Consider the following 14,883-nt stretch of genomic DNA (forward strand, 5'->3'; position numbering starts at 1 on the left):
CAAGGACGGTATTACCTTTGATTTTAATCAATTGCCTGCACATATAATTCAGCGCAGCTGGGTTCCCTCATACTGCAAAGCCTGAAAGCAGTAGTGGCAAGATAAGGCGGATATCCTGCCCCAGCACCATTCGCCTCGCACACCTCGCTACCGCAAACCCTCACATTATTCAGGCACGAGACAAATTGAAAAAATGGCGTTCTGTTATATGGTGGGATGCATCGGTGATTGATCAGTGCCGTCTGCTTCTCCGGCGGAAAGCAGCATCTCCGCAGCATGACTACGGGTCGTATCTGTAATTTTCGTCCCGCCGAGCATGCGCGCAATTTCCTCGACCCGCTCCTGTCTGTCAAGCGCAACGATACGGCTTGTCACTTTTCCTCCACTCGCAGAATCAGCTGATTTGCTCACCCGCCATTGATGATCTCCCGCCGATGCGACTTGCGCCAGATGAGTAATGCACAACACCTGGCGCTCCCTGCCCAGCCTTTTCAGCAGGGTGCCCACGATTTCCGCCACCCGCCCGCCGATCCCCACGTCTACCTCGTCAAAGATCAAGGTGGGAACCGTACCGAGCTTGGCAGTAATCACGCTGATCGCCAGACCGATGCGCGACAGCTCTCCTCCCGACGCGACCTTTGCGAGCGGACGCAATGGCAGGGTCTTGTGGGCGGCAACCTGAAACTCTATCTGTTCCATGCCGTGTGCCGTTCCCTGCTCAAGAGGCAGCAACGCCAACGAAAATTCACCGCCGGCCATCGCCAGAGTTTGCATTGCGGCGGTAACCTGCTGACTTAAGGTACTGGCGGCGGTTGATCTCTCAATAGTCAATTTTTTTGCAAGTTCACTATATTCACTGCTCGCAACGGCTTCCTCCCTTGCCAGGGATTCCACATCTCCCTTGCTCCCCAATACTTGCAGCCGTTCGGTAAAGCCTTTCAACAGTTCAGGTAGTTCTTCCGGCGTCCCCCGATACTTCCTCGCTGCGGCATGAACCTCCGCCAACCGTTCCTCGACTTGCGACAAGCGCTGCGGATCCAGTTCCAGCCGCTGCTGATAGCGGCCAAGCTCATACACGGCTTCCTGCAACTGGATCTGACCCGGTTCAAGTAAATCGAGAACCGCTTTCAGGCTCTGATCGTAGTCCACCATCTGATGTAACCGTGAAATTACCGAATTGATCTGCGAGAGGACTGCGAACTCCCCCTCTGACAGTGCTTCGAGCCCTGCCTGAGCCGTCTCCAGCAGACTCGCGGCATTGGACAAGCGGCTGTGTTCGGCCTGCAGGCTTTCCCATTCATCATTCGAGAAATTCAAGGTAGAAAGCTCGTTTACCTGCCACTCCAGTTCTTCCCGTTCACGGGCGAAAGCTGCCGCATTCTGCTCCCATGCCTCGCGCTGCTGCCGCGCTGCCTGCCACCGGCGGTAAGCTTCTGCTACTTGCCTGGCCAACGGCTTGCTCCCGGCATAAGAATCGAGCAGTTCACGCTGCACTTCACTGCGCAACATGGACTGATGAACGTGCTGCCCCTGAATGTCTACCAGACTTTCTCCAATCGCCCGCAATTGCTGTAAAGTAGCGGAGTTTCCATTAATGAAACTGCGCGAGCGGCCACCTGCATCCACCAATCTGCGCAACAGGCAGACACCCTCTTCTTCCTGGTTTTCGAATCCGTTTTCATGCAGCCAGGCAATCACGTCGGGCAGGTCCGCCACCTCGAATTCCGCGCTGATTTCCGCCCGCTCGCAGCCGTTACGGACCGCACTCGCATCACTCCGCTCCCCCAGCACGAGTGAGAGTGCATCAATCAGAATGGATTTGCCGGCACCGGTTTCCCCGGTAAGGACGGTAAAACCGGGAGCAAATTCCAGGTCTATCCGGTCAACGATGACAAAATCGCGAATGGCAAGAAACTTCAACATAGAAACTCCACAGCGTTCAGGTCGGGTTTCTGGGGAGACCGCTCCAACCCAGTTTCTCCCGCAACATGCGGTAGTAGCTGTGGTCGGAGGGATGCAGCAATGTTACCCTATGGGGCGAGCGCCGAACCATCACCTTGTCGTTTTCCTCCAGGTCGAAATGGGAATGACTGTCGAAATGAACACGGGCAACCGCTGTACGCTGCATCAGGATTTCCACCACCGCATCCGGTCCGACAACGATCGGGCGATTGCTCAGAGTATGCGGACTGACCGGCACCAGTGCAACCAGATCTAGGCTCGGATGAAGTATAGGGCCTCCCGCTGACAATGCATACGCCGTCGAACCGGTTGGCGTGGCAACAATCAGGCCGTCGGAACGCAGCAAACAAACATATTCGTCGTTGATGCGCACTTCAAATTCGATCATGTTGCCGCCGATTCCCCGGTTGACAGCCACGTCGTTCAGCGCCAGCCCGCCAAAGGTGGTGACATTGCTGCGCGCCACCTCCGCATAGAGCAGCATGCGCTGCTCCGTAATATATTGACCTTCGAGTATGGCGCCAAGCACTTGCTGCATGGTATCAATGGACAGGTCCGTAAGAAAGCCGAGGCGTCCCTGATTGATGCCGACCAGCGGCACATTGAAGGGCGCAAGCTTCCGCGCAATATTGAGCATGGTACCATCGCCGCCCAGGACGATCGCGAGATCGGCGCATGTGCCGATCTCTTCCATAGCGACAGCCGGATAGCTGTCCTCACCCATGCTTGCAGCGGTGAGGTTGTCGAGCAGCACAGTCAGGTTCCGGCTTTGCAGATAGCGCGCCAAACTCGACAACGGTGTTACGACGCCGGGATTCTTGTGCTTGCCTATCAGCGCTACTGTCTGGAAGGAAGAACTCATTCTATTGAATAAATACCCTTAATACCCTTAGCTACTTCTGCTACCTTCGAGCCGCGAAATGGCTCTTCTCCTGTCGAGATTAAACCATATCGGCAGGAAGGTGACAAAGGGTTCCCCATGGGAGGCTTGCCCTTCCCGTCTCACTCTGCCCGGCTCACGCCGAAAATCCTTATGGAATCTTTTCACCTGATTGAAGATCAAAAGATGAGGTACGATTCCTTTTCGCAGGAACAGAAAGGCCGAAAATGAAATCCTGGTGTAGAATATCCGAATGCTGAATAAACGCGCACAGATTTTGCTTAAGACCCTGGTGGAACGCTATATAAGCGAAGGCCAGCCGGTGGGGTCGCGCTCGCTCTCAAAATTTTCCGGACTGGATCTCAGCGCGGCCACGATTCGAAACGTAATGGCTGATCTCGAGGAAATGGGCCTGGTTGCCAGCCCGCACGCCTCTGCCGGCCGTATACCTACTCATCAGGGCTACCGTTTTTTTGTGGATACGCTGCTGGTGGTCAAACCTCTGGATGTCATCCAGATTCATCAATTGGAGGATCAACTCCATCCGGACAATCCCTCACGGTTGATCAGCTCCGCCTCGCAATTGCTGGCCGAACTTACCCGCTTTGCCGGGGTGGTAGTCAGCCCCAAGCGTAACAGCGCCATATTCCGTTACATAGAATTCATGTCGCTGTCGGAAAAACGTGTTCTGCTCATCATTGTCACTCCGGAAGGAGACGTTCAAAATCGCGTGCTTTTCACCGACAGGAATTACAGCCAGTCTGAACTGACGGAAGCGGCGAATTTCATCAATCGCAATTATGCCGGTTGCGCCATCGACGAGATCCGTACCCGTCTGCAAAGTGAACTGAAGCAGTTGCGCCAGGACATGACCTCGCTGATGACCGCCGCCATTGATGCAGGCGACGCGGCAATCAGGGAAAACAGCGAGGCCGTAATAGTGGCTGGTGAACGCAAGCTTCTGGACGTCCAGGATTTATCCAGCAATATGGCAAGCCTGAAAAAGCTGTTCGATCTCTTCGAACGCAAGACGGCGTTGCTGCAGTTGCTGGAATTCAGCCGCAAGGCGGAAGGTGTGCAAATCTTTATCGGGGAAGAGTGCGGGGTGGTCACTATGGATGAATTCAGCGTTGTTACGGCTCCTTACAGGGTGGATGGGAAAATGGTCGGTACGGTTGCCGTCATCGGCCCCACTCGGATGGCTTACGAACGTGTCATTCCTGTCGTCGATATGACGGCAAGGCTGCTGTCGAGCGCATTGTCCCTGCATTAGGGAATCTCCGGAATCATCCCGCCTTGATTTCCCCCGAGCCTGCTTCCCATCAGAGCGCCCCCAGCCAGACCGGAGTCCTGCTGATCAATCTCGGCACGCCGGAGGCACCCACTCCAGAAGCGCTACGCCCTTATCTCAAGCAGTTCCTCAGTAATCCGCGCGTTATAGAATTTCCGCGGTGGCTGTGGTGGCCCATCCTCAACGGCATCATACTCAATACCAGACCGAAAAAATCGGCAGAAAAGTATGCGCAGGTGTGGATGCCGGAGGGCTCGCCGCTCAAGGTTCACACTGCCCGCCAGACCCGGCTGCTCCAGGAATTCCTGGTAAAACGCCTCCACCCTACCGCCGCGCCTGTGGTGCAATACGCAATGAGCATAGGCAGTCCGTCGGTAGTGGAAATGCTGGAGCGCTTCCGGGAACAGGGTTGTGACCGGCTGCTCGTACTGCCGCTCTATCCCCAATACGCTGCCAGCAGCACTGCTTCAGCGTTCGATGAGGTATTCGCGCAACTGGCAAAGCTGCGTAATATCCCCGCTGTGCGCACGGTAAAACACTATCACGATCATCCAGGATATATCGCTGCGCTCGCAAACAACGTGCGCGATCACTGGGCAAAAGCAGGCAGGCCGGATAAGCTCGTAATGAGCTTTCATGGGATACCTCGCTCGTCGGTGGACAAAGGGGATCCTTACCAGGATGAATGTCGGAAAACGGGCCTCTTACTGGCAGAAGCGCTGGAACTGGATGCAAGCCAGTATCAAATCTGCTTTCAGTCCCGCTTTGGTAGGGCGGAATGGCTGAGGCCCTACACGGCTGACACTCTGGAGCAGCTAGGCAGGCAGGGGATACGGCGTATCGATGTCGTCTGCCCCGGTTTCGTCTCCGACTGTCTTGAAACGCTCGAAGAAATCGCCATGGAGGCGAAGACCATTTTTATCCAGGCCGGGGGTCATCAGTTCCATTACATTCCCTGCCTGAATGAACGCGATGACTGGATACACGCGCTGGGAGACATTACCCTTGTCAATCTACAGGGGTGGACGGGTCCTGGCTTTGCGGATAAGAAAGGTTTCGGTAAGGATGAGAAGGTTATCGCTTTATCGCAAGGAGAGACATCCGCGACTGACAAAAGTGTCGACTATTAATTCCTGAGCAAACAATACAAACGTCATATCGGCGGAAGCCGGTATGACGTTCAAAGTACGCCATTATTGGTTTGGGCTGGATTCCGGTTTGCTGGATTCCGGGGCAGGCCCGGAATGACGAGATTCATAGTCGTTCTAGCGGACGCGGGCTGTGGCGCGATTTCCGAGCCAACTCCGCATGAACTGGATCAACCCGGGAAGAACCGAAATGATAATGATGCCGAAAATGAAGAAGGTCAGATTATTCTTCACTATGGGCACATTGCCAAAGAAGAATCCTCCGAACACGAAGAAACTGATCCAGAAAATGCTGCCGAAGGCGCTGTAAGCCATGAAACGGGGATAAACCATTCGTCCGATACCTGCGACAAACGGCGCAAAAGTACGGATGATAGGTAGAAAACGTGCAAAGATTATGGTCTTTCCACCATGCTTGGCATAAAAGGCCTCGGTTTTTTCCAGATGGGCGCGATTCAGCAGGCGCGAGTCAGTCCGCTTGAATATTCTCGGGCCGAAATAGCGCCCAATCCAATAATTCGTATTATCTCCGCAGAATGCGGCCAGCATGAGCAGCGCTGCCAGCCCGGTTACCTCCATCGCGCCTGTAGCTGCGATGGCGCCCGCGACAAACAGCAGCGAATCTCCTGGCAGGAACGGAGTCACCACCAGGCCTGTTTCACAAAAAATTATCAGGAACAGTATGAGATAAACCCAACTGCCATAATTCTCCACTAGCCAGATCAGGTGTTTATCCAGGTGGAGGATGATGTCGATAAAGGTGGCAATAATTTCCAAAATAGACTGAATGAATATGAAAAGCCTTCCGGGAGAGAAAAGCCTGGGTTTTGATTTATGGATTCCGGCTCAAGGTACTGCTTCCGGTTCAGGTTTCTTTTCGGGTTTGACAATATCCTTGCGCGAGACACCCAACAGCATGAGAAGGGGACTTGCGACCAGCACAGAGGAATAAATGCCGAACAGAATGCCGATGGTGAGCGCCAGAGCGAAGTAATGCAGTGATTCGCCGCCGAAAAGCAGCATCGATACCACGACCATCTGGGTGCTGCCATGCGTGATGATGGTACGCGACATGGTTCTGGTAATGGCGTTGTCGATGACTTGTGACACTGATGCCCTGCGCATTTTGCGGAAATTCTCCCGTATCCGGTCGAATACCACCACTGATTCGTTTACGGAATACCCCAGAATCGCCAGTATGGCGGCAAGAACCGTGAGTGAAAATTCCCATTGGAAGAATGAGAAAAACCCCAGGATAATCACGACGTCATGCAGGTTGGCGATGATGCCGGAAACACCGAATTTCCACTCGAACCGTATTGCCAGATAAGCGACGACCCCCAGCGACACAATCAGCAAGGCCAGTGCGCCGTTTTCCACCAGTTCCTTGCCTACCTGGGGACCCACAAACTCTACCCGGCGCAACTCCGCCGCCTCGTTATCCGCGCGCAACGCGGCGATCACTGTCTCGGAAAGCTTCGCGCTCGACATGTCGGCCTTGGCTGGCAGGCGTATCAGCACATCCCGGGAGGTGCCGAAATTCTGCACGCTGGCGTCAGCCATTCCGAGTTTGATCAAGGTACTGCGGATGCGGTTGAGATCTGCCGGTTGGGTGTAACTGACTTCCATGACCGTTCCGCCGGTAAAATCAACCCCCAGATTCAACCCTTTGGTAACGAGAAAAAACACGGACACGATAAACGTAACCAGGGAAATGGTCGTCGTGTATTTCCCCCAGCTCATGAAAGGGATATCGCGCTTGAATCTGAAAAATTCCATTGATGACCCTTATTCTCTCAAAGATACGCTTTTTCCGCTGTCAACGCTTGTTGGTCACAGGCTTCCACACCTGTCCGATGGAAACTCGCTCCAGCTTGCGCCGGCTGCCGTATACCAGATTGACGAAGCCACGCGAGACCATCACCGCGCTGAACATGGAAGTCAGTATCCCCAGGCACAGCACCACCGCGAACCCTTTTATCGGCCCCGACCCGAACGCAAACAAAGCGATACCTGCAATCAGGGTAGTGATGTTGGAATCGAGAATGGTCGCCCAGGCGCGCTCGTAACCGGCATTTATCGCAGCCTGCGGCGCCATGCCCTCCCCCAGCTCATCGCGTATGCGTTCGTTGATGAGCACGTTGGCATCGATAGCCATCCCTATGGTAAGTGCAATGGCGGCCATGCCGGGCAGTGTGAGCGTTGCCTGCAGAATTGAAAGAAGACCGATCAGCAGCAGCAGGTTGACCCCGAGCGCCAGTACCGAGATGAAACCAAATACCAGATAGTAGATGGTCATGAAAACGGCAATCATCGCGAAACCATAAAGGGTGGAGTTAAATCCGCTCTCAATGTTTTCCGCTCCCAGGCTCGGACCCACGGTTCGCTCTTCGACGATATCCATGGGAGCAGCCAGCGCCCCTGCGCGCAGCAGCAACGCCACATCCCTTGCTTCCTCGGAAGTCATGCGGCCACTGATCTGCACCCTTCCACCGCCGATTTCTTCCCGGATCACCGGCGCGGTGACCACTTCAGCCTGGTTTTTCTCGATCAGCAGAATGGCCATGCGCTTGCCGACGTTATCGCGGGTAAGCTGCTGGAAGATGCGGGCGCCACTGTTGTCCAGGTTGAGGTGGACCGCGGGCTGGTTATTGTTGTCGAAGCCCGGTTGCGCATCGTTGATCCGGTCACCTGTCAGCACTACCTGTTTTTTTACCAGCAGCGGGCCGCCTCCGCGTTCGTTGTACAGTTCCGAGCCAAAGGGAATCTGCCCCCTCAAGGCGGCGCTGAGGTCGTGTTCCTCGTCAACCATGCGGACTTCGAGCGTGGCGGTGCGCCCCAGAATATCCTTGGCTTTGGCAGTATCCTGCACACCCGGCAGTTGCACCACCACCCGGTCCGCTCCAGCCTGCTGGATGATAGGCTCGGCAACGCCGAGCTCGTTGACGCGGTTGCGCAGGGTGGTGATGTTCTGTTGTACGGCGGCGTCCTGGATGCGCTTCTGCGCCTCCGGCCTCAATGTGGCCGCCAGATGGAACTCGGTGCCGACATTCTCTCCCCGCAAATCCAGGTCAGGGTAGTTCTTTTTGATTTCCGCCTCTGCCTGCGCGCGCGATTCCGCATTGCGGAATTTGACGACGATCAGCGAGCCGCGCTTGTCGAGCCCCGCATAGGGGATTTTTTTCTCCCGCAGACTGCCGCGGATATCGGAACCAAAGCGGTCAAGAGCTTTGGAGAGGGCGCCTTTCATATCCACTTCCAGCAGGAAATGGACGCCCCCGCGGAGATCGAGCCCAAGATACATCGGCAGTGCGCGAACGCTGGCCAGCCATTGGGGAGAATTGGGCAGGAGATTCAGTGCCACCATGTAGCCGTTGCCCAGCAGCGACTGGAGCGTATCCCTGGCCTTGATCTGCGCATCGGTATCGGCAAAGCGCACCTTGATGCTGCCCCCCTCCAGAAACATGCCGCTGGTTGGCAGGTTGGCTTCCTTGAGCGCTTCTTCAACGCGATTCAGCAACCCGGTATCAGCCTTGGCCGCAGTCCTCAGTGGCGAAATCTGTACCGCCGGCGACTCTCCATAGAAATTCGGCAGGGTATAGAGCAGGCCAAGCAGTATCGAAACCGCGATAAGGAGGTATTTCCAGGCAGGATAGCGGTTCATGTTTTTGGAGTAGACAGAGGAGGAGAAGGGGCGAAACGCCCGCGTCGTACAGTGTTTACAATAGTTTCAATTATTCTTTTTCGATGGTGTTCAATGTTCCCTTGGGGAGCAGGGTTTGAACAGATGACTTCAGTATGACTACCTGCACATTTTCTGCAACCTGCAGGACGATGTAATTTCCGCTGATCCTGGCCACCCGACCCAGCACGCCCGACGCAGTTGTCACTTCATCGCCTTTTTGCAACGCCTCGATCATCAGCTTCTGTTCCTTGGCGCGCTTCGCCTGGGGACGAATCATCAGCAGGTAAAACACGACGAATATGGCGATCAGCGGGAGCAGACTCATAAAATCGGCCCCGGTCGGTGCGGCGGGTGCGGTGGCCTGAGCGTAGGCTGCACTAATCAACATGGCATTCTCCGGTAATGGAATAAAAAGAACATGATTTTATCACGAGGCTGTTTGTGCTTGAAACGCTTGCGCATATTCCTGGAACTGCCCGCTTTCGATTGCAGTGCGGATTTCGCCCATCAACTGCTGATAATAATACAGGTTATGCAGCGTGTTGAGGCGCGCACCCAGAATTTCGCCGGTTCGCTGCAAATGGTGCAGATAAGCGCGGCTGAAATGCCGGCAAGTATAGCAGGTGCATTGTTCGTCCGCCGGACGGGTATCGAGGCGATACTGGCTGTTGCGCAGCTTGATGACCCCTGCTCGCGTATACAACCATCCATTGCGCGCATTGCGTGTCGGCAGCACGCAATCGAACATGTCTATACCTTGCGCCACCGCATCCACGATATCAGCGGGAGTGCCTACACCCATGAGGTAGCGGGGCTTCTCCGCTGGCAGCCGGGGCGCGGTATGTCTGAGAATCCGCCGCATGTCGGCCTTGGGCTCTCCCACTGAAAGCCCTCCGATTGCATAGCCATCGAAGCCGATGTCCAGCAACCCCGCCAGGGATTCATCGCGCAGGTTTTCGTACATTCCTCCCTGGACAATACCGAACAGTGCGTTGCGGTTTCCACCTTCATCGTGCGCCTGCCTTGAGCGCTTCGCCCAGCGCATGCTCAATTCCATGGACTCTCCCACCGCCCGCCCATCCGCCGGATAGGGTGTACATTCATCGAATATCATGACAATGTCAGAATTGAGCACATGCTGGATGCGCATCGATTCCTCCGGCGTAAGAAAGCACGTGTCACCGTTCACGGGGGACTTGAACTTCACCCCCTGCTCCGTGATTTTTCGCAAAACGCCGAGGCTGAATACCTGAAATCCGCCGGAGTCGGTCAGTATGGGGCCGTCCCACCCCATGAACCGATGCAATCCACCATGCGCTTCGATGACTTCGAGGCCGGGGCGCAACCACAAGTGGAAGGTATTGCCAAGCACTATGTGGGCGTTGATTGCTCGCAAATCCGATGGTGACATTGTTTTTACCGCACCATAGGTCCCCACCGGCATGAAAGCGGGCGTCTCCACAACGCCGTGTGTGAGCGACAAGGTGCCGCGACGGGCCAGGCCGTCAGTTCGATGTAATTGAAATTTCATGGATCAAGCTACTGAATAAGGCAGTTTTATAGAAAGAAGACCAAGCAGTTTTTTAGAGGATAGCGCTATGACTGGAGGCAAACGATTGTGTCCGCAGATTCGTTATTCCAGGCTTTAATCTATATCCCCCCTGCCCTTTCGATCAGCATCGCGTCGCCAAAGCTGAAAAAGCGATAGCGTTCTTCTATCGCATGTCGATACGCCTGCCGGATATTTTCGACCCCGCCGAACGCGGACACGAGCATTAACAACGTTGACCGTGGCAAATGAAAGTTGGTCAGCAGACAATCCACCACCCGGAATTGGTAACCCGGTGTAATGAAAATATCGGTTTCGCCCACTCCGCATTTTATCTGAGCGCCATCTTCCCCATTATCATCTGGTTCCGCTCGCTTCTCCGTAGCTGCTGCCGCGGCTTCCAGCGCCCTGAGCGATGTGGTGCCCACTGCCAGCACCCGCCCACCTTCGGCTTTCGCATGCTTAATGCATTCCACGGTTTCCGCAGACACATCAAAAATTTCGCTGTGCATTCTGTGATCGGCAATATTTTCCACCCGGACAGGCTGGAAAGTGCCGGATCCCACATGTAGCGTCACATGCGCCATCACCACACCCAATTTTCGTAACAACTCCAGCATGGGCTCATCGAAATGCAGGCCTGCGGTCGGAGCGGCCACTGCGCCAGGCCGAGTCGCATAAATGGTCTGATACCGCAGCTCGTCAAATTTTTCCACTGGGCGTGATATGTAAGGAGGCAGCGGCAGATTGCCGTAACGTTCCAGCAACTCGATGACCGTACCTTCGTGCTCGAATTGCAGGGTATAAAAATCATGCTCCCGGGACAGGACGGTAACCTCGATCGCGTCAGCAAGGAAAAGCTTAGATCCCGGTTTCGGTGAATGACTGGCGCGAATAACAGCCAGCACGCGCTGCCTGTCGAGCACGCGCTCCACCAATACCTCCACCCTGCCGCCGGTATCTCTCACGCCATACAGGCGCGCCTTGATGACGCGGGTATCGTTAAAAACGACCACGTCACCGGCGCGCAAATACGACGGGAGGTCAGCAAACATCCTGTCCTGCCATGCACCCCTTGCAGCGTGGAGATGCAACATGCGACTATTGCCCCGCTTCTCCGCCGGAAACTGCGCAATCAGTTCAGGGGGAAGTTCGAAGTCGAAATCCTGAATTTTCATCGCCCGTATTATACCGGCAGCAGGAATCGCGCTACGGGTTGCCGCAAATGGGGTTTTCAGTGATAATGCCCCTCCTGAAAAAGAACAGGAAAAGCTTTGCCGGGATGGCGGAATTGGTAGACGCACGGGACTCAAAATCCCGCGACCGCGAGGTCATGGGGGTTCGATTCCCCCTCCCGGCACCAACAGATAGTCCAAAGAAGTCCAGAGAAGTATAAATAATTATATAAAACAACCTTCTCTTATAAAAGTTCGTCTAGCAATATCCTTTTGCGTCCATTGACTTCCGGTAAAGAGCGGGTAAAAATGCGGGTAAATTATTTACCCCAACAAGTTTTTACCCGTCATGGCCGCAGAGCTCTTATCCGCCATAGAAGTCCGCAACGCAAAGCCAGGGGACAAGCCCCGCAAGCTGCGCGATGGAAATGGCCTGCACCTGCTGGTGCACCCCAACGGCTACAAATACTTCCAGCTTCGCTACACTCTCCACGGCAAGGAAAAAATGCTGCAACTAGGCGTCTATCCGGAAATGGGATTGGCTGATGCCAGAGTGGCAGCCAAGGCTGCGCGTCAACTGGTGGCCGAAGGCACTGACCCCGTCCAGAACAGACGCATCCAGGAGGCAAGAAAAGCCGCCTCCGCTACAAACACCTTCAGGGCCGTTGCTGAGCAGTGGTTGAATATCAAGAAGCGTACCCTGGCTCCCACTACTTATAAAAAGACAGAGGAAACATTCAAAGCCAATGTCTACCCCCGTTTCGGTGATCTGCCGATCCAGGATGTGAGCGCCCTCATGGTGCGCGATGCGATGCAGGCAATGGAGCGTCGTGGAGCGTTTGAGATCATGCAGAAATGCCGGGCGTGGATCAGGTCGGTTTTTGATTTCGCCCTTAGCGAAGAAATGATCGAGCACAATCCCGTACCGCAAAAAGACCTGGTGCTAAAGAAGCATAAGGAACAGCGCCACCCGGGTCTTAAGAGCCGTGAGGATGCTATCCAGTTCCTGCGCAATCTATTTGAGTATCCTGGGCGGGCTGAAACCCGTCTTGCCATCTGGTTGCAGATGCTCGTGGCTACCCGTCCAGGCGAACTGCGCCTGGCGCAGTGGGAAGAGTTCGATTTCGAGAAAGCGTTATGGACGATCCCGCTTGAGCGCATGCGAAACCGCCATCATATGACCGAGCCGCACGTGGTTCCCCTATCCCATCAGGCGGTTGCGGCATTGGAGGAACTGCGCCATTATACCAGCTACAGCAAGCTGCTATTCCCCAGCGTGACCAGTTCTATCAAGCCCATCAGTGATATGACAATCGCGAAGGCCTTGCGAACGGTCTGGCCTGCCTACCGGATTGTCCCTCATGGCTTCAGGCATTTTTTCAGCACCATGGTCAACGAACACGGCCAGTTTCGCCATGACGTTATCGAGGCAGCGCTGGCGCATAAGGACGGAAACGCGATCCGGGCAACCTACAATCGGGCGACGTATATCAGGGAGCGACGAGAATTGGCGCAATGGTGGGCTGATGAGCTTGAGGAACTGAGGGCGAAGGCACACGTTATACCGCTGCTTAGAAGAGCGTGATGCGGTCTCAGCTGACAGCATTAACCCAAAAGGGAACTTATTTATAGATTAAACGAGGCTTTATGCATGAAAAGAAAATCAGAGGGAAAAGGATGTAAGAATAACGCAGTGTCTGAGTTTCAAGTAGATAAGGGGACAGATGATGGTAGTCCTCTCCAATCGCAAGAATCGCCTCAGTATATTCATTACGTATCAGCTTTAAAAATATTGTCCGAGCGTCTAGGTACCACGCCAGGGGAGCTTGCTGTTTGGGGCATGATGGGCTGGGATTTCGGAGGATTGGACGTATATCGTAACCCTAAAGTATTTGGACCCTTCGCCCCCCTGCATTATCAAGGCTACTTTGTTGCCGACTACCGCCAATTGCTGGTTGCATGGTGGTTTTTGCTAGATCAGGTCAAGAACTTCAAGCCCACTCATCGCTATATATCCTCTTCTCAATTGATCGAGCGCTGGAGCGAGCACCCCAACCTCAATATGGAAGCATTTATTCATTGCAAGATTGTAGAAGGAGAATTGCTTGATCTTCACCCCAGTTGCGGCGGTACTCAGTGGAGTAAAGGTGACGATTTCCCTCCTAAAGAATGGGCGATGTTTTCGCTCGATCAGATCAAACAAATAGAGGCAGAATGCTTTCATGAAGGTCCACCTTCCTGCAAAGACGAAGGCGATAAACAACGGCTTGGAGTGTCCGCACAACGGATTATTGAGGTCTTCTCTTTTTGGAAGAAAGACCGATGGAAAAATATATTGTCCAGACCAGGACAGTGGTTAGAAGATGCGCGTATAGGCCCAGTTGTCCATCGGAAGGCAGCGCTTTGGAATCCAGCAGAAGTCGCCAACTGCCTCTGGACCTATCGCCTCAAATACTCTGAAGCGGCCAATAAGCAAATGCGGTTTGCGGCTCGCTTGATTCCTTCTAAAGAAGAGCTCGAAAAACTCGTTAGGGAAAATTTTCCGGAGTGGCAGCAAGACTGGCAACCCGACCTTGACTGATTCCTCTAGTTATAACTCCGACTCGCAGTACGATTTCCTCCTCCCCTCCTCCTACGCATCATAAGTAACTACAGCGCCGTACTTCCACCTCACTACGGCACTCATTCTTCCAAAACGGCATAAGTGCTCGTTCATCTACAGCATCGTAACCTTCTTCTGGGTGAGGTAGCTATGGTTGCGCTTGATCCGGAGGAATCCAAACACATGCTGGAGTGACCGGTATGGATCGCTTGGTCACCAGTGGGAGAACGACGATGACCGTGAAACGTAAGAGCGTGAAACGTAATCTTGACCGCAAACCTAAAGTTCGCGAAGCAATGGGCTGGGGTAATTCAACACTGTATGACAGGATCGGAAATGGCTTATTCGTGCCACCAGTAAAAATAGGGCCAAGGGCATCAGCATGGCCTAGTGACGAAATAGCTCTATTGCAAGAGGCTTATATTGCGGAAAAATCTCAAGAGGAAATCCGGGCATTGGTGACCCAACTCGTCGCAGCCCGCAAGGAGGCACTATGAGCGCGGCGAAACTGTTGAGTCGGCTTGAAAAAGTCCGACCCACAAGACCAGGCAATTGGGTGGCTTGTTGCCCTGCACACGATGATCGCAACCC

At 54.2% G+C, this 14,883-nt stretch carries 13 protein-coding genes and 1 tRNA gene; 6 read left to right on the forward strand and 8 right to left on the reverse strand.

Annotated elements, in window-relative coordinates:
• Positions 1 to 204 precede the first annotated feature (204 nt).
• Both recN and C8R21_RS12970 read right to left on the reverse strand, forming a co-directional pair.
• On the reverse strand, positions 205 to 1,923 hold the full coding sequence (recN, locus tag C8R21_RS12965; RefSeq protein ID WP_107763084.1) for a DNA repair protein RecN: 1,719 nt from the start codon (positions 1,921 to 1,923) through the stop codon (positions 205 to 207).
• A gap of 16 nt (positions 1,924 to 1,939) precedes the next feature.
• Positions 1,940 to 2,824, reverse strand: coding sequence for an NAD kinase (locus C8R21_RS12970; protein ID WP_107763085.1), 885 nt, complete (start codon positions 2,822 to 2,824; stop codon positions 1,940 to 1,942).
• A gap of 271 nt (positions 2,825 to 3,095) precedes the next feature.
• Between C8R21_RS12970 and hrcA the strand changes: the two genes are divergently transcribed.
• Both hrcA and hemH read left to right on the forward strand, forming a co-directional pair.
• Positions 3,096 to 4,115, forward strand: a complete 1,020-nt coding sequence (gene hrcA / locus C8R21_RS12975) for a heat-inducible transcriptional repressor HrcA (RefSeq protein WP_074975923.1) — start codon at positions 3,096 to 3,098, stop codon at positions 4,113 to 4,115.
• Between the two features lie 23 nt (positions 4,116 to 4,138).
• The gene (hemH, locus tag C8R21_RS12980) at positions 4,139 to 5,263 is read left to right on the forward strand and encodes a ferrochelatase (RefSeq protein WP_258192405.1); all 1,125 of its coding nucleotides are present in this window, start codon (positions 4,139 to 4,141) and stop codon (positions 5,261 to 5,263) included.
• A 135-nt stretch (positions 5,264 to 5,398) separates the two neighbouring features.
• Here the strand turns inward: hemH and C8R21_RS12985 are convergent, their stop codons facing one another.
• The 6 genes from C8R21_RS12985 to queA all read right to left on the reverse strand — a co-directional run bounded on the left by C8R21_RS12985 (position 5,399) and on the right by queA (position 11,693).
• Positions 5,399 to 6,058 (reverse strand): DedA family protein, encoded by a 660-nt coding sequence (locus C8R21_RS12985; protein WP_107763086.1) that lies wholly within the window; start codon positions 6,056 to 6,058, stop codon positions 5,399 to 5,401.
• Between the two features lie 69 nt (positions 6,059 to 6,127).
• Positions 6,128 to 7,060, reverse strand: a complete 933-nt coding sequence (secF, locus tag C8R21_RS12990; RefSeq protein WP_107763087.1) for a protein translocase subunit SecF — start codon at positions 7,058 to 7,060, stop codon at positions 6,128 to 6,130.
• 40 nt (positions 7,061 to 7,100) lie between these two features.
• Positions 7,101 to 8,945, reverse strand: coding sequence for a protein translocase subunit SecD (secD, locus tag C8R21_RS12995; protein ID WP_107763088.1), 1,845 nt, complete (start codon positions 8,943 to 8,945; stop codon positions 7,101 to 7,103).
• Between the two features lie 70 nt (positions 8,946 to 9,015).
• Complete coding sequence (gene yajC / locus C8R21_RS13000; RefSeq protein WP_107763089.1) at positions 9,016 to 9,354, reverse strand: preprotein translocase subunit YajC; 339 nt, start codon at positions 9,352 to 9,354, stop codon at positions 9,016 to 9,018.
• A gap of 39 nt (positions 9,355 to 9,393) precedes the next feature.
• Positions 9,394 to 10,497: a tRNA guanosine(34) transglycosylase Tgt gene (tgt, locus tag C8R21_RS13005; protein ID WP_107763090.1), complete on the reverse strand. Its 1,104-nt coding sequence runs from the start codon at positions 10,495 to 10,497 to the stop codon at positions 9,394 to 9,396.
• Positions 10,498 to 10,616: 119 nt separating this feature from the next.
• Positions 10,617 to 11,693, reverse strand: coding sequence for a tRNA preQ1(34) S-adenosylmethionine ribosyltransferase-isomerase QueA (queA, locus tag C8R21_RS13010; RefSeq protein WP_107763091.1), 1,077 nt, complete (start codon positions 11,691 to 11,693; stop codon positions 10,617 to 10,619).
• A 98-nt stretch (positions 11,694 to 11,791) separates the two neighbouring features.
• On the opposite strand from queA, the gene C8R21_RS13015 reads away from it, so the two are divergent.
• The 4 genes from C8R21_RS13015 to C8R21_RS13030 all read left to right on the forward strand — a co-directional run bounded on the left by C8R21_RS13015 (position 11,792) and on the right by C8R21_RS13030 (position 14,789).
• Positions 11,792 to 11,878: transfer RNA gene (locus C8R21_RS13015), tRNA-Leu, on the forward strand.
• Positions 11,879 to 12,039: 161 nt separating this feature from the next.
• Positions 12,040 to 13,275: a tyrosine-type recombinase/integrase gene (locus C8R21_RS13020; protein ID WP_107763092.1), complete on the forward strand. Its 1,236-nt coding sequence runs from the start codon at positions 12,040 to 12,042 to the stop codon at positions 13,273 to 13,275.
• 66 nt (positions 13,276 to 13,341) lie between these two features.
• The gene (locus C8R21_RS13025; RefSeq protein ID WP_107763093.1) at positions 13,342 to 14,271 is read left to right on the forward strand and encodes a hypothetical protein; all 930 of its coding nucleotides are present in this window, start codon (positions 13,342 to 13,344) and stop codon (positions 14,269 to 14,271) included.
• Positions 14,272 to 14,525: 254 nt separating this feature from the next.
• Positions 14,526 to 14,789 (forward strand): helix-turn-helix transcriptional regulator, encoded by a 264-nt coding sequence (locus C8R21_RS13030; RefSeq protein WP_107763094.1) that lies wholly within the window; start codon positions 14,526 to 14,528, stop codon positions 14,787 to 14,789.
• The last annotated feature ends 94 nt before the right edge of the window (positions 14,790 to 14,883 follow it).

Origin of the sequence: Nitrosospira multiformis, from assembly GCF_003050865.1 — a bacterium.
Lineage (GTDB): Bacteria > Pseudomonadota > Gammaproteobacteria > Burkholderiales > Nitrosomonadaceae > Nitrosospira > Nitrosospira multiformis_E.